The organism is Sediminibacterium sp. FW305-C-49 (genome assembly GCF_058231085.1).
The window spans coordinates 182,855-204,940 of record NZ_JBIQXS010000002.1; the positions used below are offsets into that span (position 1 = coordinate 182,855).

Annotated in this window: 13 protein-coding genes; 8 read left to right on the top strand and 5 right to left on the bottom strand. The window is 41.5% G+C overall.

The annotated features are described in order from the left end of the window. Window positions 1-51: 51 nt before the first annotated feature. The 4 genes from nuoL (at window position 52) to ACH3Z1_RS08220 (ending at window position 6,253) form a co-directional block, all read left to right on the top strand. Window positions 52-1,974 carry an NADH-quinone oxidoreductase subunit L gene (nuoL, locus tag ACH3Z1_RS08205; RefSeq protein WP_490821406.1) on the top strand — a complete coding sequence of 641 codons (1,923 nt, stop codon included), beginning with the start codon at window positions 52-54 and terminating at the stop codon, window positions 1,972-1,974. 25 nt (window positions 1,975-1,999) lie between these two features. Beyond that, entirely contained in the window at window positions 2,000-3,433 is a 1,434-nt protein-coding gene (locus tag ACH3Z1_RS08210) for a complex I subunit 4 family protein (RefSeq protein WP_490821407.1), read from the top strand. A gap of 78 nt (window positions 3,434-3,511) precedes the next feature. Then, window positions 3,512-4,897, top strand: coding sequence for an NADH-quinone oxidoreductase subunit N (locus tag ACH3Z1_RS08215; protein ID WP_490821408.1), 1,386 nt, complete (start codon window positions 3,512-3,514; stop codon window positions 4,895-4,897). A gap of 75 nt (window positions 4,898-4,972) precedes the next feature. Next, on the top strand, window positions 4,973-6,253 hold the full coding sequence (locus ACH3Z1_RS08220; RefSeq protein WP_490821409.1) for an ABC transporter permease: 1,281 nt from the start codon (window positions 4,973-4,975) through the stop codon (window positions 6,251-6,253). Window positions 6,254-6,385: 132 nt separating this feature from the next. Here ACH3Z1_RS08220 and ACH3Z1_RS08225 read toward each other — a convergent pair whose 3' ends face one another. Both ACH3Z1_RS08225 and ACH3Z1_RS08230 read right to left on the bottom strand, forming a co-directional pair. Then, on the bottom strand, window positions 6,386-7,099 hold the full coding sequence (locus tag ACH3Z1_RS08225; protein ID WP_490821410.1) for a hypothetical protein: 714 nt from the start codon (window positions 7,097-7,099) through the stop codon (window positions 6,386-6,388). Window positions 7,100-7,203: 104 nt separating this feature from the next. After that, entirely contained in the window at window positions 7,204-11,040 is a 3,837-nt protein-coding gene (locus ACH3Z1_RS08230) for a S8 family serine peptidase (protein WP_490821411.1), read from the bottom strand. An 86-nt stretch (window positions 11,041-11,126) separates the two neighbouring features. Here ACH3Z1_RS08230 and ACH3Z1_RS08235 point away from each other — a divergent pair, with 86 nt between their 5' ends. Both ACH3Z1_RS08235 and mfd read left to right on the top strand, forming a co-directional pair. Then, complete coding sequence (locus tag ACH3Z1_RS08235; protein WP_490821412.1) at window positions 11,127-11,594, top strand: peptidase associated/transthyretin-like domain-containing protein; 468 nt, start codon at window positions 11,127-11,129, stop codon at window positions 11,592-11,594. A 66-nt stretch (window positions 11,595-11,660) separates the two neighbouring features. After that, entirely contained in the window at window positions 11,661-15,062 is a 3,402-nt protein-coding gene (gene mfd / locus ACH3Z1_RS08240; protein ID WP_490821413.1) for a transcription-repair coupling factor, read from the top strand. Window positions 15,063-15,102: 40 nt separating this feature from the next. On the opposite strand, the gene ACH3Z1_RS08245 is transcribed toward mfd, so the two are convergent. The 3 genes from ACH3Z1_RS08245 to gyrB form a co-directional block, all read right to left on the bottom strand. Next, window positions 15,103-16,530, bottom strand: coding sequence for a DUF4394 domain-containing protein (locus tag ACH3Z1_RS08245; protein ID WP_490821414.1), 1,428 nt, complete (start codon window positions 16,528-16,530; stop codon window positions 15,103-15,105). A 238-nt stretch (window positions 16,531-16,768) separates the two neighbouring features. Continuing rightward, complete coding sequence (locus ACH3Z1_RS08250; RefSeq protein WP_026768059.1) at window positions 16,769-16,975, bottom strand: hypothetical protein; 207 nt, start codon at window positions 16,973-16,975, stop codon at window positions 16,769-16,771. A 186-nt stretch (window positions 16,976-17,161) separates the two neighbouring features. Then, on the bottom strand, window positions 17,162-19,141 hold the full coding sequence (gene gyrB / locus ACH3Z1_RS08255; protein WP_490821415.1) for a DNA topoisomerase (ATP-hydrolyzing) subunit B: 1,980 nt from the start codon (window positions 19,139-19,141) through the stop codon (window positions 17,162-17,164). Window positions 19,142-19,350: 209 nt separating this feature from the next. On the opposite strand from gyrB, the gene ACH3Z1_RS08260 reads away from it, so the two are divergent. Continuing rightward, window positions 19,351-20,274 carry a helix-turn-helix domain-containing protein gene (locus ACH3Z1_RS08260; RefSeq protein WP_490821416.1) on the top strand — a complete coding sequence of 308 codons (924 nt, stop codon included), beginning with the start codon at window positions 19,351-19,353 and terminating at the stop codon, window positions 20,272-20,274. 164 nt (window positions 20,275-20,438) lie between these two features. Next, on the top strand, window positions 20,439-22,067 hold the full coding sequence (locus ACH3Z1_RS08265) for an amidohydrolase (RefSeq protein WP_490821417.1): 1,629 nt from the start codon (window positions 20,439-20,441) through the stop codon (window positions 22,065-22,067). Window positions 22,068-22,086: the final 19 nt, after the last annotated feature.

A 22,086-nucleotide genomic window follows, 5' to 3' on the forward strand; every position in this document is an offset into this window, starting at 1 on the left:
CCCCTCTCAGAAATGAGATAAAAACGGTCCCGCTTCAGGCGGGTGAAGGCTATGAGTAAATTTGTTTATCTGGTACCACTTTTTCCTCTGATCGGTTTTCTGATCAATGGATTAGGAAGAAAGGCAATGTCAAAATCAATGATCAGTATCGTTGGTTGTGGTGTAATGCTGGCATCTTTTGTGGTCAGCGTATTGGTGTTCTTTGATGTAAAAGAACATGGCTCCACGACTGTAAACCTGTTTTCTTTTATCAGTGCATACAGTTTTCAGGTTCCATTTGCTTTCCAGGTTGATCAGTTGTCATCTTTATTTCTTCTCATCATCACCGGTATTGGGTTTCTCATTCACCTGTATTCAGCGGCTTATATGCATGAAGAAGAGGAGCAGCATTTCGGAAGATATTTTGCTTACCTCAATCTCTTCGTGTTCTCCATGTTATTATTGGTATTAGGAGCCAACTATGTAATCATGTTTATCGGATGGGAAGGCGTGGGTTTATGTTCATACCTGCTCATCGGCTTCTGGTTTAAGAACGATCAGTATAATTACGCAGCCAAGAAAGCCTTTGTGATGAACCGTATTGGCGATCTGGGTTTCCTGCTTGCTGTATTCTGGCTGATTTTTAAATTAGGCACTGTTTCATATGGCGATGTATTTGCTAATATCGATAAACTCTCTCAGTTTGATATTAATGCCATCACCTTATTATTGTTCGTAGGTGCCATGGGTAAAAGTGCACAGCTGCCATTGTATACCTGGCTTCCCGATGCCATGGCTGGTCCAACACCCGTATCAGCACTCATCCATGCAGCAACCATGGTTACAGCGGGCATTTATATGATCGCCCGGAGCAATATTCTTTACACAATGGCTCCGGTATCGCAAACTGTTGTAGCCATTGTAGGCCTCGCAACAGCCATATTCGCAGCAACCATAGCTTTGAAACAGAATGATATTAAAAAAGTTCTGGCCTATTCAACCGTAAGCCAGTTAGGTTATATGTTTCTTGGCTTGGGTGTAGGTGCTTATACAGGAGCCGTTTTTCATGTAATGACACATGCCTTTTTCAAAGCATTGTTATTCCTTGGAGCAGGTTCTGTCATTCATGCCATGCACCATGAGCAGGATATCCGTAAAATGGGGGGATTGAAAAAACACATGCCCATTACACATATCACTTTCCTGCTGGCATGTCTGGCTATTGCTGGCATCCCTCCATTCTCAGGGTTCTTTTCAAAAGATGAAATACTGATGGCAGCATACAATAATAATCCCCTGTATTATTATGTTGGTATGGCCGGCGCATTGATGACAGCTTTTTATATGTTCCGTTTATATACCATGACTTTCCTCGGTTCATTCAGGGGAACACAGGAGCAGCAGCATCACTTGCATGAAAGCCCGTCTGCTATGACCATTCCATTGATTGTACTGGCGGCATTGTCTGTTTTAGGAGGGTTCATAGGTATACCTGAAGTATTTGCATCAAATGCACACAGTCTCGAACATTTCCTGGCACCCATATTTGCTGAATCCACAAAAATGCAGCATGAAAATCATTTAACACATTCCCAGGAATACATTATGATGGGAGCGTCGACCGCACTCATTACTGGTATTATACTTTTTGCGGTAGCAAAATTCAAAAAGACAGACGCCAAACAAACTGAAAATACAGGTATGGCAAAAGTATTGGAGAATAAATGGTACGTTGATGAGTTATACGACACGGTTATTGTAAAGCCATTGCACCTGTTGTCTGTATTTCTGAAGAATATTATCGAGAAAAGTGGAATTGATGGTGCAGTAAATGGTGTTGGTAAGCTGGTTGGTTATGGATCGAGACAGTTGAGATTATTACAAAGTGGTCAGGTTGGTAATTACTTACTGATTATGGTGATGATTATGATTGTATTTATATTGATCTGGTTCAACGATCTGACCATTATGAATTTTTTCAAAAAACTATTTTAACCGCATAGCGCGATAAAGCATATTTATGATTCCAGTTTTTTTGATATTACTACCCTTACTAACCGGCGTCATTGGCTTCTTTATTAAAGAAAACAATGCAGCAAAAGGATGGGCACTGTTATCGTCAGTATTGACACTGGTAGTAGCCATTGCAGGTATTTACTTTTACCCTTCCGCGCAACAGTCATTCGACAGTGCATGGTTGCCTGCATTAGGCAGCAGGGTTAGTTTTTCAATGGATGGAATGAGCAAAATGCTTGTATTGCTTACTGGTATATCGTTTCCGTTGGTATTCCTGTCAACCTATAAGAATAATTATAAAAATGCAGGATCCTTTTATGCGCTGATGTTGTTAACACAGGCAGGTTTAATGGGCGTATTCCTGGCGAATGATGCTTTATTGTTTTATTTCTTCTGGGAACTGGCATTGATACCCGTTTATTTTCTCTGCTCACTTTGGGGAGGAGAAAAAAGAATTGCGGCTACTTTTAAATTCTTCATCTATACATTCATTGGCTCACTGATGATGCTCGCTGGTATTTTATATCTCTATTTCCAGACAGCCGATCATTCGTTTGCATGGCAGTCGTTTTATACGGTGCAAATGGAGCCAGCTCAACAGTCTTTGATTTTCTGGTTGTTCTTTGTGGCATTTGCCATCAAGATGCCCATATTTCCTTTTCATACATGGCAGCCCGATGCATACGAGCAATCGCCTACTGCAACCACCATGGTGCTCAGTGGAGTGATGGTGAAAATGGGCATATTCGCCGTTATCAAATGGTTGTTGCCATTCTTTCCGTCGGCCGCAGACAAGTATGCACAAGTCATCATTATTTTATCTGTAGTGGGTATGTTATATGCATCCCTGATAGCTATCAGACAGGATGATATAAAAAGACTGATCGCCTATTCTTCAATTGCACATATCGGGCTGATGAGTGCAACCTTATTTACCAATAGCCGTGTAGGACTCGAAGGCGTAATGATACAGATGTTTAACCACGGTGTAAATGTTATTGGTCTCTGGATCGTAGCCGATGCAATTGAACAGCAGCTTGGTACAAGAAAGCTCAGCGATTTGGGTGGGCTTGCACAAAAAGCGCCAACATTGGCTATTATGCTGGTAGTAATGGCATTTGCCAATATTGCATTGCCATTAACCAATGCATTTATTGGAGAATTTCTGATGTTTAACGGATTGTTCAGTTATAATATATGGATAGCAGCCATTGCAGGTATAAGTATCATTTTAGCAGCAGTGTATACATTGAATATGGTACAGAAAGTATTCTATGGTAATACAACGGCAGTTACTGAAAATGCTACCGATATCAGCGGTAATATTAAACTGGCATTGGTAGTACTGGTAGTGGTGGTAATTGCACTGGGTGTGTATCCCCAGCCGATGATCGACCTTACAAAAGATACAGTAGGTGCTACCATGGCTGGAAAATAGGATAAAAGAAATATTTGATTATTCACAAGTAGAAGTGGGAACACTTTTACCCAAAATTCCCGCAGGGGATTTGGTTTTATGAACGCAATTATATTATCAGCATTATTGGGTGTCGTTATGATGTTCAGTGGCATTATAACAAATAATAAGTCTGTATTAAAATATATCGCAGCAACAGGGCTACTGTTGTTGATAGCAGCCAATCTGCTGGATACGTATGCTTTGTTTAAAATCAACATCAACACCCATGGTTTGTTGAGTTTTGAGAAATTCGGACTTTATTTTAATACCCTTGCCTTCGGTGCAACATTCATTTATGTTTGTCTGAGTGGCAGCGATATTGAAAAAGCAGGGATCAATGTTGCGGAATACTTTGCACTCATCTTCTTTGTCTTATGTGGTGTAAGTATTCTCTCCGGATTCAACGGACTGTTAATGTTGTTTCTGGGTATTGAGATACTGTCTATCCCATTATACATTCTTACCGGTGCCGATAAACGTAACCTGAAAAGTAATGAGGCTTCATTGAAATATTTCCTGATGGGTTCATTCACCACAGGTATTATGTTAATGGGTATCGCCCTTTTTTACGGAGCAACAGGTTCATTTGCCCTGAATGCACCCCCTGTCATTCCAACAATGGGAGGGATAAATCCATCCTTCCTGCAGGTGGCGGGTTTATTATTGTTGTTTGTAGCCATGGCATTTAAAGTGTCAGCCGCTCCCTTTCATTTCTGGACACCAGATGTGTATGACGGAGCCCCTAGTGTATTCACCTCTTTTATGGCAACTGTTGTAAAAGCAGCCGGATTTATTGCTTTTGTACGCCTGTTCCAGAACCAGTCTATTGTACTCGGACCATCCTGGAAAATTATTTTATCGTTTGTCATCATCGCCACATTACTCATTGGAAATATTACCGCAGTGTTCCAGCAAAGTGTAAAACGTATGCTGGCTTATTCAAGTATTGCACAGGCAGGCTTTATGCTTTTTGCATTGTTTGCAGGCAATGATTTATCTAGAGAGGGTATTATTTTATACAGTGTAGCGTACAGTCTTGCTACCATTGGCATTTTTGCTGTACTGATTAAAATGTCTGATTACACATTTGATGGTTTCAATGGGTTGGCCAAAAAACAACCTGTCCTTGCATTTACCACTACCATATTCCTCTTGTCGTTGGCAGGTATTCCATTAACCGCTGGCTTTTTTGCCAAATATTACATGCTCGCCGCTGTTATAAAGGAAGGCGGTGCCCTCTGGCTTGTTATTATAGCGCTGTTTTTTGCAGCCGTAAGTGTGTATTACTATTTCAAGGTAATACAAGCTATGTACTTCAAAGAAGGAGAGGCTGAAACGACTGAAATAACAGGGGCTTTCAAAACAGGACTGATGTTGCTGGCAGCATTGGTTATCCTGGTGGGTATCTGGCCATCTATCATACTGAACTGGTTTTATTTCTAACCGTTCCTCACTTTTTTTAGCACCGCCCATAGCAGACAGCATTTCTCCTTTATCTTTATAGGAAGAAAGTCTTCTATGAAGGGTATGACCATGTTTGATTCACTCTCGCTGGCCTGGCGAACTGTTCGCAGTAACAAACTGCGTACAGGCATTACTGTGGCCATCATCGCTTTTGGTATTATGGCATTGATCGGTATTATTACTGCTATAGAAGCGATGAACCAGAGCTTGAAAGAGAGTTTCTCATCTATGGGCGCTAACGCTTTTAATATCCGCTTTAAAGATTCGAGGGTAAGATTTGGAAACAGCTCAGACCTGAAAAAAACGACCCGCGGGAAAAAAGAAAAAAAATCAAATCTCGATAAACCTATCCAGAAAGAGGAAGCCGAATATTTTCGGGATAATTTCAATTTCCCATCTGCATTGGTAAGTATCTACCGAAGAGGGCCGGGTGGACAAGAAATTCATTACAAAGAGAAAAAAACCAACCCACAGATTGCAGTATGGGGTGGAGATGAAAACTACCTCGCAGTAACAGGCTATACAATTGAGGCCGGACGTAACCTGAATTTACTTGACCAGCAAAGTGGCCGAAATGTTTGCTTATTGGGAAGCAATGTAGCCAAAACACTTTTTGGTACCAATCCAGAAAAAAGCATCGATAAAGTCATTCGCGTTGGTGGACTACCATACCGTGTAATTGGTTTACTAAAGAGTAAAGGCTCCAGTGCCATGTTGCGGCAGGATGATGTGATTGTTACTACATATACCAATATCAGGCATTTTCAAAACGTAAGCAGATCATACCTGGTAGGGGTAATGGTAAGTAATGTGAACGAGTTGGATCCGGCCAGTGGGGTTGCCACATCTGTTTTCCGTTCGGTAAGAAAGTTACAGCCGATTGAAGAGGATAATTTTGTGATTGAAAAGAGCGACAAGTTTGCAGAAATGTTTATCGGCTTTCTGAGTAGTATCACTGGTTCTGCCGGAGCTATTGGTCTGATTACCTTAATAGGAGCTGCCATTGGGCTGATGAATATCATGCTGGTAGCCGTAAATGAAAGAACAAAAGAAGTAGGTCTTATTAAAGCAATAGGCGGCAAAAGCAGAAATGTGCGTCAGCAGTTTTTGTTTGAAAGTATGATCATCAGCCTGCTGGGTGCACTTTTCGGAATCATTTTAGGTGTACTGGTGGGCAACCTTTTTGGGCTTGTACTTAAGACAGGATTTGTTGTTCCCTGGGCATGGGTAATAGTAGGTGTGGTGATCTGCTCGCTTGTAGGTCTGGCCGCCGGTATTTATCCAGCCATGAAAGCCGCACGATTAAACCCCATTGTGGCATTACGCTACGAATAATTTCTTTTAAACAACTTTCGTAAACTCCCTTTCCCCGTTCTCTTTGTTAGAAAAAACAAGTAGATGATAAATTTACTTTTACTTGGACTATCTTAACAAAGAGAACGGGGAAAGGGAGTTTATGCTGAGATTTTATTTCTTTGAGAAGATTTTTAATTGCTCGTTAATATAATATTGAATGTCTTCCTCCGTAGTATGTTTTCTCAGCCATTCATACGAAGGTCTGTGACGTTGGCTGAACAGGTGTAATTTTTCGTCCTTGAAACCTGTAAGAGATTGCACCAATGCTGTATTGAACCGATAGTTGATGTAGGCTTCTTTTTCATTGGTTTCATAAAACTGCATCGCCCTTCTTTTGTTTTTTTCATGACGTGAAAAACGATCCAGGTTCAGTGCAATACCTGCTCCCGAATTAGCCTGTGATACGGTGGGGATGGTATAATTGGCAATATCCTGCAGAAAATCTTTTCTTCTTTCTATGCTGTCTAACTGGTAGCGACTCATACCGCGGGAAGTAACTGTTACATTACCAAGATCTCTGGCAAGAGGCACAAGAAAGGGATATAAAGTATCCTGTGTTGAATAGATATTATTGTATTGAAGTGTATCAAAAAAATAGCCAACGGCTGCAAAAGAAAGGATATGGTTATCTCCTGCTTCTATGGCAAACCTTCCGTTATTGTTGGTCATAACTGTGGTATTGGTATTCATATTCCGAACACTGGCCAGTTTAATAGCTGTATTGGTAACACTATCTTTTAAATAGCCATACACCAACTTTTTTTTCTGCGCATTCGTTATGCTTACAAAGCCTAATGCGATTAGTGCAAGGATATATCTTCTCATAACTTCTTTTTTACAAAGGTAAAGGAATGTAAAAGCAATAGTTTGATCTATAAAAAAAGCCACTCAACATAAATTGAGTGGCTTTTTTTTGACTGAAGCTTTTATTATTTAATGATAATGACTTTCTGTAAGTAAGTCTTCTTATTATGAAGAATCTTCAATACATAATATCCATCATTAACATTACCCACATTCATCTGTTTAGAGAATGTACCACTGAATGCAGGATAGGACTGGTTGAATACTCTTTGTCCGGCTGAGTTTAACAATTCAATTGCCAGATCAGCTTTTTCTTTCACTTCGAAACTGAGGTTGAATATTCCTTTGTTCGGATTGGGCGACAAGCTCAGCTTGATTTCACGTGCAATCACTTCCGGCGGTAATGCGGTAATGGTTACCTGTAAAGGTGCAGATGTTTTCTGGCAACCCAGTGCATCAATCACTACTACTTTATAAGAGCCGGATGCAATTGGCTTGTATTTGGCAGAAGTTTCACCAGGAATACCAACATCATCTTTAAACCATTGCAATGATACACCGGTTACACTGGTCACCAATGAATCGCCTACTTTGGTGACAACAGGTGTTGGAGCATCGGCAACTACCAATTCTACACGATTACTGGGGCAACTGGTACCTGTTCTGATTTTCATGTCGTAGAAGAAATAATAGAATGGGTTTGGATCACCCGTGCCATTTATATTAACACTGTTACCGGTGATCGACATTACATTCGCAATGCTAATCGGGTAAGTTGTACCTGAAATATTTTTATTTCTAAAGATAGTAGCACCATTTTCGTTACAGAGAACCAGTAAAATATGGTCCCCTGGGTCATTTACAGGAAGATTTAAATAATAGACAGCCCCTGTATCAGCTGTAATATTGCCATCTACTTCCAATGTGCCGCCGCCATTTGGATTGGGGGGGGCAGGTTGGGGATTGGGGTGTGTAGCAGTTACATTCAGCGTTGTTCGAGCCAGAGGAATATAGCTAAAACTTCCGTCCTGATTAACTGTACCAAGATTGGCAACAATGACTTCTACTGTTCCAGGATTGCCGATGTATAAACGTGCACTTTCAATGGTCAGTGGAACACTGTTGTTAAAGCGTACAAAGTTTCCTCTGAAATTATTGTAACCACCTTGCGTGTAAGCCATTTTTGTAACCGGACCGATTGATGCTTTAACTTCATTGGCAACATAAAAGGTTTTATTACCGGGGATATTAGTGGTACTAACAGTAGTGCCTGCTGCAAATGGAGCAGTAGCATTGGCACTATTATACCAGAAATAATTACTATTGGTAACGGCGTTATTTACTTTTAATAATGCCGTTGCATTGCAGATCGTTCCAACAATGGAAGGATTATCAGCCTTTCTGCTAATGGTAAGGCTGGTAGTAAGCGTATTATTAGCTGAATTCTGATCACCGGTTACAGTAGCTGTAGCAAGTACCGTATAGGTTGTGTTCTCTGTTGTCACAAATGGGGTCTGCAAAGTAAAACTGGCATTCGATAAACCGGGAACTGTTCCTGGATAAACACTATTGAATGTTGCTACAGTAGTAGTGCCATTCTTTACTTCAACTGAAACAGGGATATTGCTTTTTGGTACGCTACCATTATTTCTAATGTTTACCGTAACATATTGTTTATTGTCTGCGCAATCAGCAACAGAAGGAGTGGTGACCTCATTAATGGTAAAATCGGTAGAAGGGTTCACCACAATTAACCTGAAATCTTCTGTTTCTCCCCTGTTATAAGGGCCACATGAAACCACATCGCTGGCAGTAGATGTTTCAACCATCACAACCCTTGCCCGGTATGTACTTCCAATGGTTAATGTACTGGGTGTGGTAAATGATCCTGTAAATACCTGTGTATTTCTCAGTGCTGAACTGGTTGCTACCAGTTCATTAGCATCTGTAAAATCACCATCATTATTATAATCAATAAATAGCTTAACAATTTTATCAACATCGCTGGCGTCTGCACTATTCACACGAACACGGAATGGAACAGATTGTGATGGCTCAATATAGGCAGCAATAGATGTATTGTTCACATAAGTAGTAGCACCTGCAGGATTGCCATATCGGATGGTTTGTAAACTCACGCTGTCAATTCTTCCACCAGCACTGTTAGATGCTGCCGAAGCACAATGTGCTGTGCCACCCACACCACTTACCAGTAAAGAATAAGCCTGTTGTCCTCTAGTGAGGGTGCCGGTAGCTCCTTTATGTGTTACAGTAATGGTATAGGTTTCACCTGCCACGGTACTGTCAATATCAATACGCTCCACATTGTCTACAATATTATCTCCTTTTACAGCGGCATTGGCCGGGAAGGCGGGGTCGAGTGTCCATGGTCTGAATGTTCTGCTGCCACTCGTGATACGAATATCAAGATCATTCACCAGTTTTCTGGCAGGATTATTCAATACATTGATCTGATCTACATCTCCTTTAACATCAGTCCAGGAAATAGTAGCTTTCAAAGGTTCCTTACCTGTAGCAACAACTGTTGTTGAGAATGAACTGGTAGTTGCATTGAATACATTTTCATACATCAGGTGTTCACTGGTTGTACCATTATTTGAAGCCACTGATGCAGAAATAACAGCCGCTGCTTTTTGTACGTTTAACAGACCCCATCCATTCTGGTAATCAGGACCAGGTGTGGTACCTGCTTCTTCCGTTGTATGAATAGCAAGACCTTTAAGTGTGGCTGCTCTGAGAAATGAGCCACTTTTTAATTTTGAATAATGCTCTTGTAACAAAAATAAAGAACCCGAAGCATTGGGTGTAGCCATTGAAGTACCACTCAAAGAAGAATAACCGTTGGTGCCGGTTGCATAAGTAGACAAAACGTTTACACCATCGGCTACTACATCGGGTTTAATACGTCCGTCATCTGTAGGGCCCCATCCGCTGAAACTACTCATCACCACATCTTCAGGGCGATTGTAACCACCCGGAATACCTCTTACTGCGCCTACCGTAAGTATGTTTTTAGCATTCGCATCCCAGGTAATACTTCCATAACTGTCGTTACTACTGAGATCATTGGGTCGGTTACCTGCAGCAGCCATCTGGTTTTGAGCATTGAAACGGAAATAGGGTTCACCTACATTCGGGCCAGTTTCACCACGATTATTTCCTGCTGCCTTTACAATCAGGTAAAAAGGAGCATTATATGCAATAGAGTCGAGCAACTGCGCATCTGAGCTATAGTAGCCGAATTTATAATCTTCCGTTTCATTAGGTCTGCCCCAGAACTCCCATCTGTTTTGTGCGTCGTTAAAATTCCATCCTGAAACCACATTGTAGGAATGGTTAGAAACAAGTAATCCTGCGGCCTCTGTTGCCTGTTCTGAGTAGCTATTGGTAAAGTCGTAAGCAATTAAACCTTGTGCACCATGCGACATGCCTTTAGCACTAGGGTTAAGACCAGTTGCAATCATGGTACCTGCTACGTGTGTTGCATGGTTGTCGGATGTGGAGGGATTGTCTTTCTGTGTAACCCTTCCAGTCAGTTCAACATGGTTCAATAACACACCGCCCCCATCCCAAACACCTATTTTATTTTTTATGTTGGCTGAATTACCGGAAAGATTCAATCCGCTTGCACCACCAGCCCAGAGTTGATTTGTACGGGTTGTTGCAGCGGCAATACTGTTATTTTGTGTGACAAAATATTTAGGGAAATTAAAAGCATCAACACCAACAAGTGTAGCCAACCGTCCATCTTTTGAACGGATGCTGAGCGGCCAGTTGCGTTGCTTGGCCAAAGACATTGCTTTTGTGTATTCGCTTCTTTCTTTTAAGCTGATACCCTGCGCCGCATTCTTCAGTACCTGAACATTGGTAGCTACCTGTGCATCGACCATAATAGCCGTTGCCAGACAGCTAACAAAAAAGGGTAAAAATCGTCTGAGCATAATATAGTTTAGTTTAACTTCATGATAACCGGCATCAGCCCGGGAATATTATTAAAATTAGATACTTTCACCATTCAAAGTGAAGCATGAGAAATATTCTTTTTGCCCTGTTTTTTGTCTTTTTAACAATTTCGGCCTGCTCTTCGGCTAAAAAGGCACAATCGGCTGAAATACAGCAGGGAATTTCAGGTGCAATCACCGAAATCAAGGGTAACCAGATGCCCAAAGTGGGCATTCCACCTGCTACACCAAAGCCTGTTTCAACCACCTTGTATGTGTACGAGCCCACCCATATTTCGCAGGTAAAAACCCTGGAAACAGGATCTCCTTTATATACGGCGATTAACCGCAAACTGGTTGCTTCAGTGGTATCAGACAGCCTGGGTCGTTACTCTGTTGCTTTACCTACCGGTACTTATTCGGTTTTTGTTAAGAAAGGGGACTATTTTTTCGCCAATTCGTTCGACACACAGAACAATATTCAACTGGTTACAGTTGATTCAGGAAAAATTACACCGATGAATATCCTCATCAATTCCGGCGCCAGTTATTAACAGAACAGGGTTATCTTTGCATCCCCCTGCGAAAAGCTTTTTTGATCAGGGGAAGGATACGGAGATATGAACCTGAATGTGTTGTTGGAACAGTACCAGAATAACCCCCGCCTTTTTCAACTGGTGGACAGGCTTTCTTTTGCCCAGCCGCAACAAATCTTTCTAAGAAATTTACAGGGCAGTAGCGCCGAATTTGTGGTGAGTGCTGTTTTTTCGCACCCGGCCGGCCAGGGATTAAACCATGTACTCGTTTTAAACGATGCAGAAGAAGCAGCCTATTTTCACAATACACTTGAAAATCTTACACAGGCGCTGGACCTTTTTTATTTTCCTTCTTCTTTCAAAAACCGAAAAAATTTCAGGATACTCAACAGTTCACATGTAATGCTTCGTACAGAAGCACTGACCAAATTAGCTGCGGGAGGCAACAAAAAAATACTGGTCACTTACCCGGAAGCCATTTTCGAAAAAGTGGTGCTGCCCAAAACACTCAGCAGTAATATCATCACTATAAAAACAAATGATACCATTAATCCCGATAGTTTAATGGAATTGTTTGTGATGTATGGATTTGAAAGAACAGATTTTGTATATGAACCCGGACAGTTTGCGGTAAGAGGTGGGATTCTCGACATCTATTCATTTGGTAATGAAAAACCATACCGTGTAGAATTGTTTGGTAATGAGGTAGACAGTATACGGATATTCGATCCTGAAACACAGTTGAGTGAAAGGAAATTATTACAGGTAAATATCATACCCAATGTAGAAACCCAGTTCAGCACAGAAGAGAAAGTTTCTTTGTTCGATTTTGTGAATGAAAACACAGTGGTATGGCTCAAAGACTGGGATGTGATTGCGGAAAAAGTAAATCAGCAATACGATGAAATGCTTGGCTTTATCGAGCTCTTAAAAGAGGGCTACCAGATGAAAGGAAATGAAGAAGAAGAGGATATTCGTGTGCTGAAAGAAGTATCGGCAGGTGATTTTGTAAATGTTTTCACCATACAGGAACAAATTGCAAACAGACATATTGTTGAGTTTGGATACAAGCCACAACTGGCCAAAACCGAAATTGAATTTAATACACGGTCACAGCCATCTTTCAACCGCCAGTTCGATTTGCTGATCAAGGATCTCACTGCACATGAAAATGCAAAATATGGTATCTATATTTTTGCAGAGCAGGTAAAACAATTAGAAAGGCTCAACACGATTTTTGCAGACCTCAAAACAGAAATCCAGTTTGTTCCGGTGCCCTCCAGCATTCATGAAGGATTTATTGACGAAGATCTCAAAATTGTTTGTTACACTGATCACCAGATATTCCAACGCTACCATAAATACAAGGTTAAACAAGCCTATAATAAAAACAAGGCACTCACACTCAAAACCCTGCGCGACTTGCAACCGGGCGACTATGTAACACATATCGATCATGGTGTAGGTACTTATAGCGGATTGCAGAAACTGGAAGTAAATGGTAAATTACAAGAAGCTGTCCGTATTATTTATAAGGACAGTGATATTCTTTATGTAAACATCAATTCGCTTCATAAAATATCTAAGTACACAGGTAAGGAAGGTACCGTACCTAAGATCAATAAACTGGGGAGTGATGTATGGGCAAGGCTGAAAGAAAAAACCAAAACCAAGGTTAAGGAAATTGCATTTGATCTGATCAAACTATACGCGCAAAGAAAGGCGCAGGAAGGTTTTGCGCATACCCCCGATAATTACCTGCAAACAGAACTGGAAGCGTCATTTATTTACGAAGACACACCCGACCAGAGTAAGGCAACAGCCGATGTAAAGAAGGATATGGAAAGTCCTTCTCCCATGGACAGACTAGTTTGTGGAGATGTAGGATTTGGCAAAACCGAAATTGCCGTTCGTGCTGCATTCAAATCGGTTGTAGACGGTAAACAGGCAGCCATATTGGTTCCAACAACCATTCTTGCCTTTCAGCATTTCAAAACATTTAAAGATCGGTTGAAAGACTTTCCAGTAACGGTTGATTATATCAATCGTTTTAAATCGGCCAAAGAGAAAAAAGAAACACTTAAAAAAGTAGAAGAAGGGAAGATTGATATCATTGTAGGCACACATGGTTTATTGGGTAAAGAAGTAAAATTCAAAGACCTGGGTGTCATGATTATTGATGAGGAACAGAAATTTGGTGTGGCACATAAAGAAAAACTGAAGACCCTTAAAACCAATGTAGACTGTTTAACACTCACAGCCACGCCTATTCCGCGTACACTCCAGTTTAGTTTGATGGGTGCAAGAGATTTGAGTATCATCAATACACCGCCACCTAACAGACAACCGATTCAGACTGAAGTTCATGTGTTTAATGATGATTTTATCCGAGAAGCCATTTACTACGAAACAGAACGTGGCGGACAGGTTTTCTTTATTCATAACAGGGTAGTGGGCTTATCTGAAATGAGTGCCATGTTACAGGGGCTTTGTCCAGACCTCAGTATTGGCTATGCACATGGTCAGTTGGAAGGACATGAGCTGGAAGAAAGGATCATGGATTTCATCGATAAAAAATACGATGTACTGGTATGCACGAATATAGTGGAGAGTGGGGTCGATATTCCGAACGTGAATACCATTATTGTAAACAATGCTCACCAGTTTGGATTGAGTGACTTACACCAGTTAAGAGGTCGTGTAGGAAGAAGCAATAAAAAGGCATTCTGTTACCTGCTCGCTCCTCCAATGAGTACATTGCCAACAGATTCCCGAAAAAGGCTGCAAACATTGGAACAGTTCAGTGATCTTGGAAGTGGCTTCCAGATTGCTATGCGCGACCTCGACATTCGTGGTGCCGGTAATTTGCTAGGTGGAGAACAAAGCGGCTTTATGGCCGAGATTGGTTTTGAAATGTACCAGAAAATTCTGGAGGAAGCCATTCGTGAACTCAAGCGTACTTCATTCAAAGACTTGTTCAAAGAGGAAATCAGTAAGCAGGATGATTATGTAAGTGATTGTACCATTGATACCGATCTTGAAATACTGATCCCGGACAGTTATGTAGAAAGTATAGCAGAGCGATTGTCTCTTTACTCAAGATTGGATAATTGTGAGAAAGAAGAAGAACTCCAGTCATTTCATCTTGAAATGATCGACCGTTTCGGGCCTATGCCTTCCGAAGTAGATGATTTGTTTACCACTGTACGATGCAGGTGGAGAGCGGTTGAAATAGGATTTGAAAAAATGACGTTAAAGCAGGATACATTAAGGTGTTATTTTATCAATCGTCCTGACTCGCCTTATTTCGAGTCCTCCCTGTTTAAAAATGTGTTGGCCTATTTGCAAACCGGTACCAATAAAGCAAGATTAAAACAGGCAGGTAAGAATTTCCTGCTGGTAGTAGACGATATCAAAGACATGAATGCCATGTTACGATTCCTGGATGGTATGCACAAGGGCGTAGTTCAACAGAAAATCAGCTAAAGAGGTCTGCAGACAACTGTGCAGACCTCTTTAATTTTTTTTATAAACCCAGCCCTAAAGCAAAACCACGGAGTTTAGTTGTCATCGTTCCAGCAGAAGTTAAAGCACCGGTAGTAAGGTTTACAGTATAAATAGTAGTTGTGGTACCTGTCGTTCCTACTGCATATGCCACACCTGTTCTGCCTCCAATATCAAAACCATTCAGTGCATCTAAGTTCGCCCCAAGGTTTCCTACTTCCACTAAAGTGCCGTTATTGGGTGGATCTTGTTTAAACAGTTTATTTCCATTGAATACATATAAAACGGTGCTGGTAGTTCCTGCAAAATTGTTGGTATAGGCGGCACCAGAGACCATGGGTGAACCAGGATTAATATTACCATCTGTAGCTGCAATGGTTCCATCATTTGGGTTGAGTCGTAAATTTTGCCCTGTATTGCTCACTAATCTGATCCGATCAACTGTTGGGTTAAAATCAAAACCCCAGGCAGTAGCATTGGCGTCAACTGAAAAGCCTGTGCCTACCGCTGTTGCAGCTCCAGATGAGGTGTTGATTGTATAAAGCTTTCCGTTGCCATTAGTACCCACAGCAAAAGCGAAGAGTTGTCCATTAGCAGGTCTGAAATCTATTCCCTGAACCAGGTCACCCACGGCTAACCCAGTGATGGCTTTGCTTACCATGGTTTGTGGTTTTGTTGGATCAAAAATCATCAACATGTTTGCTTCATCTACACCATATGCTACAGGTAAGGTAGGGATGGCAATATCCAACAGGTTAGCAGCTATTTCGTTTATATATACTGCTGCACCTGAATTTAGGTTGATGCTATAAAGCCTGGTTTTAGATGCCTGTGTAAAAGTTGCCAGAGAAATCATATTGTCTGGACTAATATCAAATCCACTTTTTCCTACATAATCTATTCCTAAACCCCCAACTTCAACCAGCGTGCCATCGTTTGGAGGAATTTGTTTGTATAATTTTTTTTGTACAATATCTATGTCGTATAAATCTGTTGCAGTAGCACCTGATCTACTATTTGTATATGCTATTGATGTGATAGAGGGATTAACGCCTCCATTGATATTGCCATCTGTTGCAGCAACAGCGCCTGTTTCAGGATGCAGGCGTAAATTCTGTCCGGTATGTGTTACAAGTCTGATGCGATCTACGGTTGGATTAAAATCAATATTGGCAACGGTTGAGCTTATGGCTGGCGTGAAGGCTGCACTGCCGATGCCGGTTACTGTACCATTTGAGATATTGATTGCATATAACCTGCTGTTGGTGGATAGACCATATAATTGCATGGTTGCAGGTCTGAAATCAATACTTAATAAACGTTCTCCACTAGCCAGGCCATTTATTGTAACAGATGCTTCAACCGTAGCAGGGGCTTTAGCATTGTACCTGTTTAATTTGCCATCTTCTGTAAGGCCATAAAAGGTAATATCCGGACCTGTCGAAGACATAAACACGGGTGGTTCAGGGACTGTACTTGAATTACCTAAGTCTTTTGTGCAACTCGTATTAAGTAAACAGAGCAAAATTGCTAATGAAAAGCCGGACAGGCTTTTTTTGGTCAACAGTAGGTTCATAGGTTCAATATTTAAGACCTATAAACGATAAAATCTATAAGATAGATTTGTGAGAAACAAAAAAGCCGTCTTGTATTTAACAAGACGGCTTCAATAAATTGAGGGCAACCAATTAGAATCCTTTTTTCGCAACACCATCAGCAATGGCTTGCAGCGCCTTGGCTTCACCTAAAATGGCTGCCATTTTATTTCCTTTACCATCATGCCCTGCAGCCATATAGCCACCACGAGCGGTTTTGGTGATCACAGCATCCTGCATGGGAACATTCTTTTCTTTAGTCTTCAGACAGTATGCCTTGATCATTTTTGATGTGTCCATTTTCTTTGAATTTAATGTGTTAGTAAATAAACAACGGGTTATGTTACCACAACTTACTGTTTTTTGTTGAAAATCAAAAAGGAAGGGTAAAATAGTAATCCACAAGGGAAGGGAGTGAGTAGTGAATAGTGAGTAGTCAGTAAAGTGCTGCTGCACTCACTACTGACTACTCACTCCTCACTAAAATCATACGTCTATCTTCGCGTACTTCGCATGACTTTCAATGAATTCGCGGCGTGGGGCTACTTCATCGCCCATGAGCATGCTGAAAATACGATCGGCTTCTGCAGCACTTTCGATGGTCACCTGTTTAAGTGTACGGCGGGAAGGATCCATGGTGGTTTCCCATAACTGGTCTGCATTCATTTCACCCAAACCTTTGTATCGCTGAATGGTTACACTGTCATCTTTTCCGCCCCCTAATTTTTCAATCCACATTTTTCTTTGCTCCTCATTATAAGCATACTGCTGTTCTTTTCCTTTCTTCACGAGATAAAGCGGTGGTTGGGCAATGTATACATAACCCTGCTCTACCATTTCTTTCATGTAACGGAAGATAAAAGTGAGAATCAGCGTGGCAATATGCGAACCATCCACATCGGCATCCGTCATGATGATGAGTTTATGGTAACGCAGTTTGGTAATATTCAATGCTTTCGGATCATCAGGTGTTCCTACTGTTACACCCAATGCGGTGTACATATTCCTGATCTCCTCGTTCTCATAAATCTTGTGCTCCATTGCTTTTTCCACATTCAGGATTTTACCTCTCAATGGAAGAATGGCCTGGTAACTTCTGTCGCGACCCTGTTTGGCAGTACCACCTGCAGAGTCTCCTTCCACCAGGTATAACTCACATTTCTGTGGATCACGCTCACTGCAATCGGCCAGTTTGCCCGGAAGACCGCCACCTGTAAGCACCGTTTTACGCTGTACCATGTCGCGGGCTTTTTTAGCCGCCACCCTTGCCTGTGCAGCGAGGATGATTTTGGAAATAACATGTTTGGCTTCTTTCGGATTTTCTTCAAGGTATGCTTCAAGTACCCTCGCTACCGTTGTTTGCACCACACCACTCACTTCACTGTTACCCAATTTGGTTTTGGTTTGTCCCTCAAATTGTGGCTCTGGAACTTTTACTGAAATAATGGCACTCAATCCTTCACGGAAATCATCACCTTCTACCTGTACTTTGGCTCTTTCAAATAATCCTTCCTTATCTCCATAACTTTTAAATACCCTTGTCAATGCCTGGCGGAACCCGGTTACGTGAGTACCACCTTCAATGGTATTGATGTTATTTACGTAAGAGAAAATGTGTTCTTTGAAATCATCATTATAAGTAAGTGCTACTTCTACAGCCACATTGGTGGTTTCATCATGTCCTTCAACATATAATGGCTGAGCAATAATAGGTGTGCGGTGGCCATTTTTATCGAGCATCTGAACAAACTCGGTAATGCCTCCTTCACTATAAAAATTCTTGGAATACACATTACCTTCCTCGTCTTTTTCACGTAAGTCGGTAAGGGTAATGCTGATGCGTTTATTGAGGTAACTCAGTTCGCGCAAGCGGCCTTCCAGTATGTCTTTCTTGTATACTGTTTCCTGAAAGATGGTAGCATCGGGCCAGAAACGAACATGTGTACCGGTGATGGCACTGGTACCAATTTCGCGAACCGCATATTGCGGAACACCGATTTTGTATTCCTGTTCAAATATTTTTCCCTCACGGTGAACGGTTACATGCAAAGTGGTACTTAATGCGTTTACGCAACTCACACCCACACCATGTAAACCGCCAGACACTTTATAGGTGTTCTTGTCGAATTTACCCCCTGCGTGTAAAACGGTCATTACCACTTCCAGTGCACTTCTTTTTTCTTTGCTGTGCATGGCGGTAGGAATACCACGACCGTCATCCTGTACGCTGATGGAATTATCTTCATGAATGGTTACGCCGATATTTTTACAATAACCGGCAAGGGCCTCATCGATCGAGTTGTCCACTACTTCATATACCAGGTGATGAAGGCCTTTTACTCCCACATCGCCAATATACATGGCCGGTCTTTTCCGAACCGCTTCCAAACCCTCTAAAACCTGTATGCTGTCGGCACCATAATTCTTATTCTGTGCCTCGTTACTGTTCAATTGTTCCTGATCCATAAATGCTTGTGAATCCTGTGTTTAAGTGAAATTTCGCAGGTGGACAAAGCTAATGAAAATAAGGCTGTTTTCCGGTTAAAAAAGGCCCTGGTTTTCCACATTTTGAACGCTTTTCCGACTTGTTAAAAAAGGGCTTTTTTACAGTGTTATGACATCCATGCTGTAACTGTTCACGTTAATTTGATGTTTATACATTAATTTTGCAGGTAATGGTGGAAGTAATGGATATATTGAGGGTGGCGAATAAAGGTGGAATTGAACCTACCATGGACCTGTTGTACCAGAAACAACAGCATATTCCAGGCTCTATACATTACAATATCAGGCGCTATTATGCCCAGCATCCCTGGGTAGCCGACGATACCGGTATGATGGTTTACCATTATAACAGCCGTAAACCCGAAGACAATTATCTCGAACTGCGTTATTGTACTACCGGTAACCGCTACTGTGCCGAAAAGAGCTGTGCCCAATGCACCGAATTGCCAACCAATAATTGTAGTGGCAAACACCAGACGGTTGATGTATTTACTTTTCATTTTACCTCCACTTTCCTGCACCAGTTTGTACACAATGTAAAGCTGAGCAACCGGAAAGATGAAGTACTGGCCTTTAAACATCCCCATGCATTTACCAAGGTGTTCCCGCTTTGTAACAGAAAAAGGAATTCACTCGACGCACTGCTGAACCATAGTTATACAGGAGCCCTTGAAAATATTTTTGTGAATGCCAAAGTGCATGAACTGTTATTGTACAGTTTAGACTGCCTGGTAGACGAAAAAGAAGAAGGGTTTACCTGTAAATTCCTGGCCGATGAAAGCGGTCGTGACCGTATCTACCAGGCGCGTGAAATTTTGCTGCAACATATTGGCGATCCCATTACCATCAAGGAATTGAGCCGAAAAGTAGCCATGAATGAGTGTTACCTGAAGAAAGGGTTTAAAGAAGTTTTCGGTACCACCATTTTCGATTTCTATCAGCAACAAAGAATGGAACATGCCAAATATCTTCTTTATGAAAAAGGGTTAAGCGTAACAGATGTGTCGGCCTTACTTGGTTACTCTTCCATTTCACATTTTTCTGCAGCGTTTAAAAAACATACGGGGTTAAAGCCTTGTGATTTACTTCGATAATACGGAAGTCCGGCGTCGGCAAGCCCGGCAGCGTTTTATTTATCTATAGTAAGTTTTTGTAGACAGTTCATTTTTATGTATTCTGACCCCGGACTCACCGACTTTCGGACTCTCAATCCTACAGATTTATTATCTTTCCCTACTTACTAACCAAACCCAAACTTATGAGGAATGTCTTTTACATTATCCTTCTATGTCTGCTAACTGCCTGTACCAGTAAAAAAGCAGATACTATCATTCATCATGCAGTGATTTACACGGTTGATTCAGCTTTTACTACTGCGGAAGCCATGGCTATTAAAGATGGTGTGATTATAGAGACAGGTACGAATGAGGTGATCATGAAAAAGTACCAGGCGAATGAGATGATTGATGCGGACGGACAAGCTGTTTTCCCGGGTTTGATAGACGCACATGCGCACTTTGTAGGATATGGTCGCTCACTTTTCCAGGTTGATCTGTTTGGAACCAATACCTGGGAAGAAACAGTGGCCCGTGTAAAAGCCTTTGCTGATGAGCATCCTGATTTGTACTGGATACAGGGCAGGGGATGGGACCAGAACCGCTGGCCCGGCAAAAGTTTTCCTACCAATGAAGAATTGAATCGCTTATTTCCCGGCAAACCTGTGGTACTGACACGTGTAGACGGACATGCTTCCATTGCCAACCAGAAAGCGTTGGACCTGGCAGGTATTAAAGCCGGACAGACAATAGTAGGTGGTTCTATCGAAGTAAAAAACGGAGTGTTGACTGGTGTTTTGATTGATAATGCCGACAACAGGGTATATGCACAAATTCCTGCACCCAATAAACAAACCTATGTACAATGGTTACAGGCGGCAGAGAAAAACTGTTTTGCACAGGGGTTAACCACCATTACAGATTGCGGATTACATTATACAGATGTTGAAGCGATTGATACTTTACAGAAAGAAGGTAAACTCAATATGCGTTTGTACGTGATGCTGAGTGATGACGCTTCGAACTATGAAAAATTTCTTGCAAAAGGCCCTTATAAAACAGACAGGCTTTTTGTAAAAGGCATTAAAGTATATGCCGATGGGGCATTGGGTAGCAGGGGAGCTTGCTTATTATCGCCATACAGCGACAGAAAAGACTGGTCGGGTTTTCTGTTGAGAAATAAAAACCACTACGATTCATTGGCATCTGTTCTTTCTAAAACAGATTTTCAAATGTGTACCCATGCTATTGGCGATAGTGCCAATCGGGAAGTACTGAATATCTACAACAAATATTTGGGTGGAAAAAATGATAAACGCTGGCGCATCGAGCATGCACAGGTGATTCATCCGGATGATTTTAGTTTGTTTGCCAGTGCAAGTGTTATTCCTTCTGTTCAACCTACACATGGAACCAGCGATATGTATTGGGCTGGTGAAAGATTGGGCGCAGAAAGGGTGAAAGGAGCGTATGCTTTTAAACAATTGCTGCAGCAGAATGGGTGGATTCCATTGGGTACCGATTTTCCGGTGGAAGATATTTCTCCTTTCAAAACCTTCCTTGCGGCTGTGGTAAGAAAAGATGCTAAGGGTTATCCTGAAAATGGGTTCCAGATGGAGAATGCACTTACACGCGAAGAAACCATTCGGGGTATGACCATCTGGGCGGCAAAAGCCAGTTTTATGGAAAATGAAATAGGTAGTTTGGAGAAAGGGAAAAAAGCTGATTTCATAATCCTTGATCAGGACCTGATGAAAGTAGCGCCAGAGAAAATTTTAGAGGTGAAGGTAAAAGCAACTTATAGTGGTGGAAAGAAAGTATATGGGCAATAAACGTAGGATTTTCTGGACC

What these genes read in the sequence shown, in the direction of transcription:
- nuoL (WP_490821406.1), top strand. Translation starts at nt 52, where the DNA reads ATGAGTAAATTTGTTTATCTGGTACCACTTTTTCCTCTGATCGGTTTT.
- ACH3Z1_RS08210 (WP_490821407.1), top strand. Translation starts at nt 2,000, where the DNA reads ATGATTCCAGTTTTTTTGATATTACTACCCTTACTAACCGGCGTCATT.
- ACH3Z1_RS08215 (WP_490821408.1), top strand. Translation starts at nt 3,512, where the DNA reads ATGAACGCAATTATATTATCAGCATTATTGGGTGTCGTTATGATGTTC.
- ACH3Z1_RS08220 (WP_490821409.1), top strand. Translation starts at nt 4,973, where the DNA reads ATGAAGGGTATGACCATGTTTGATTCACTCTCGCTGGCCTGGCGAACT.
- ACH3Z1_RS08225 (WP_490821410.1), bottom strand. Translation starts at nt 7,099, where the DNA reads ATGAGAAGATATATCCTTGCACTAATCGCATTAGGCTTTGTAAGCATA.
- ACH3Z1_RS08230 (WP_490821411.1), bottom strand. Translation starts at nt 11,040, where the DNA reads ATGCTCAGACGATTTTTACCCTTTTTTGTTAGCTGTCTGGCAACGGCT.
- ACH3Z1_RS08235 (WP_490821412.1), top strand. Translation starts at nt 11,127, where the DNA reads ATGAGAAATATTCTTTTTGCCCTGTTTTTTGTCTTTTTAACAATTTCG.
- mfd (WP_490821413.1), top strand. Translation starts at nt 11,661, where the DNA reads ATGAACCTGAATGTGTTGTTGGAACAGTACCAGAATAACCCCCGCCTT.
- ACH3Z1_RS08245 (WP_490821414.1), bottom strand. Translation starts at nt 16,530, where the DNA reads ATGTCTTCGACAGGTCCGGATATTACCTTTTATGGCCTTACAGAAGAT.
- ACH3Z1_RS08250 (WP_026768059.1), bottom strand. Translation starts at nt 16,975, where the DNA reads ATGGACACATCAAAAATGATCAAGGCATACTGTCTGAAGACTAAAGAA.
- gyrB (WP_490821415.1), bottom strand. Translation starts at nt 19,141, where the DNA reads ATGGATCAGGAACAATTGAACAGTAACGAGGCACAGAATAAGAATTAT.
- ACH3Z1_RS08260 (WP_490821416.1), top strand. Translation starts at nt 19,351, where the DNA reads ATGGTGGAAGTAATGGATATATTGAGGGTGGCGAATAAAGGTGGAATT.
- ACH3Z1_RS08265 (WP_490821417.1), top strand. Translation starts at nt 20,439, where the DNA reads ATGAGGAATGTCTTTTACATTATCCTTCTATGTCTGCTAACTGCCTGT.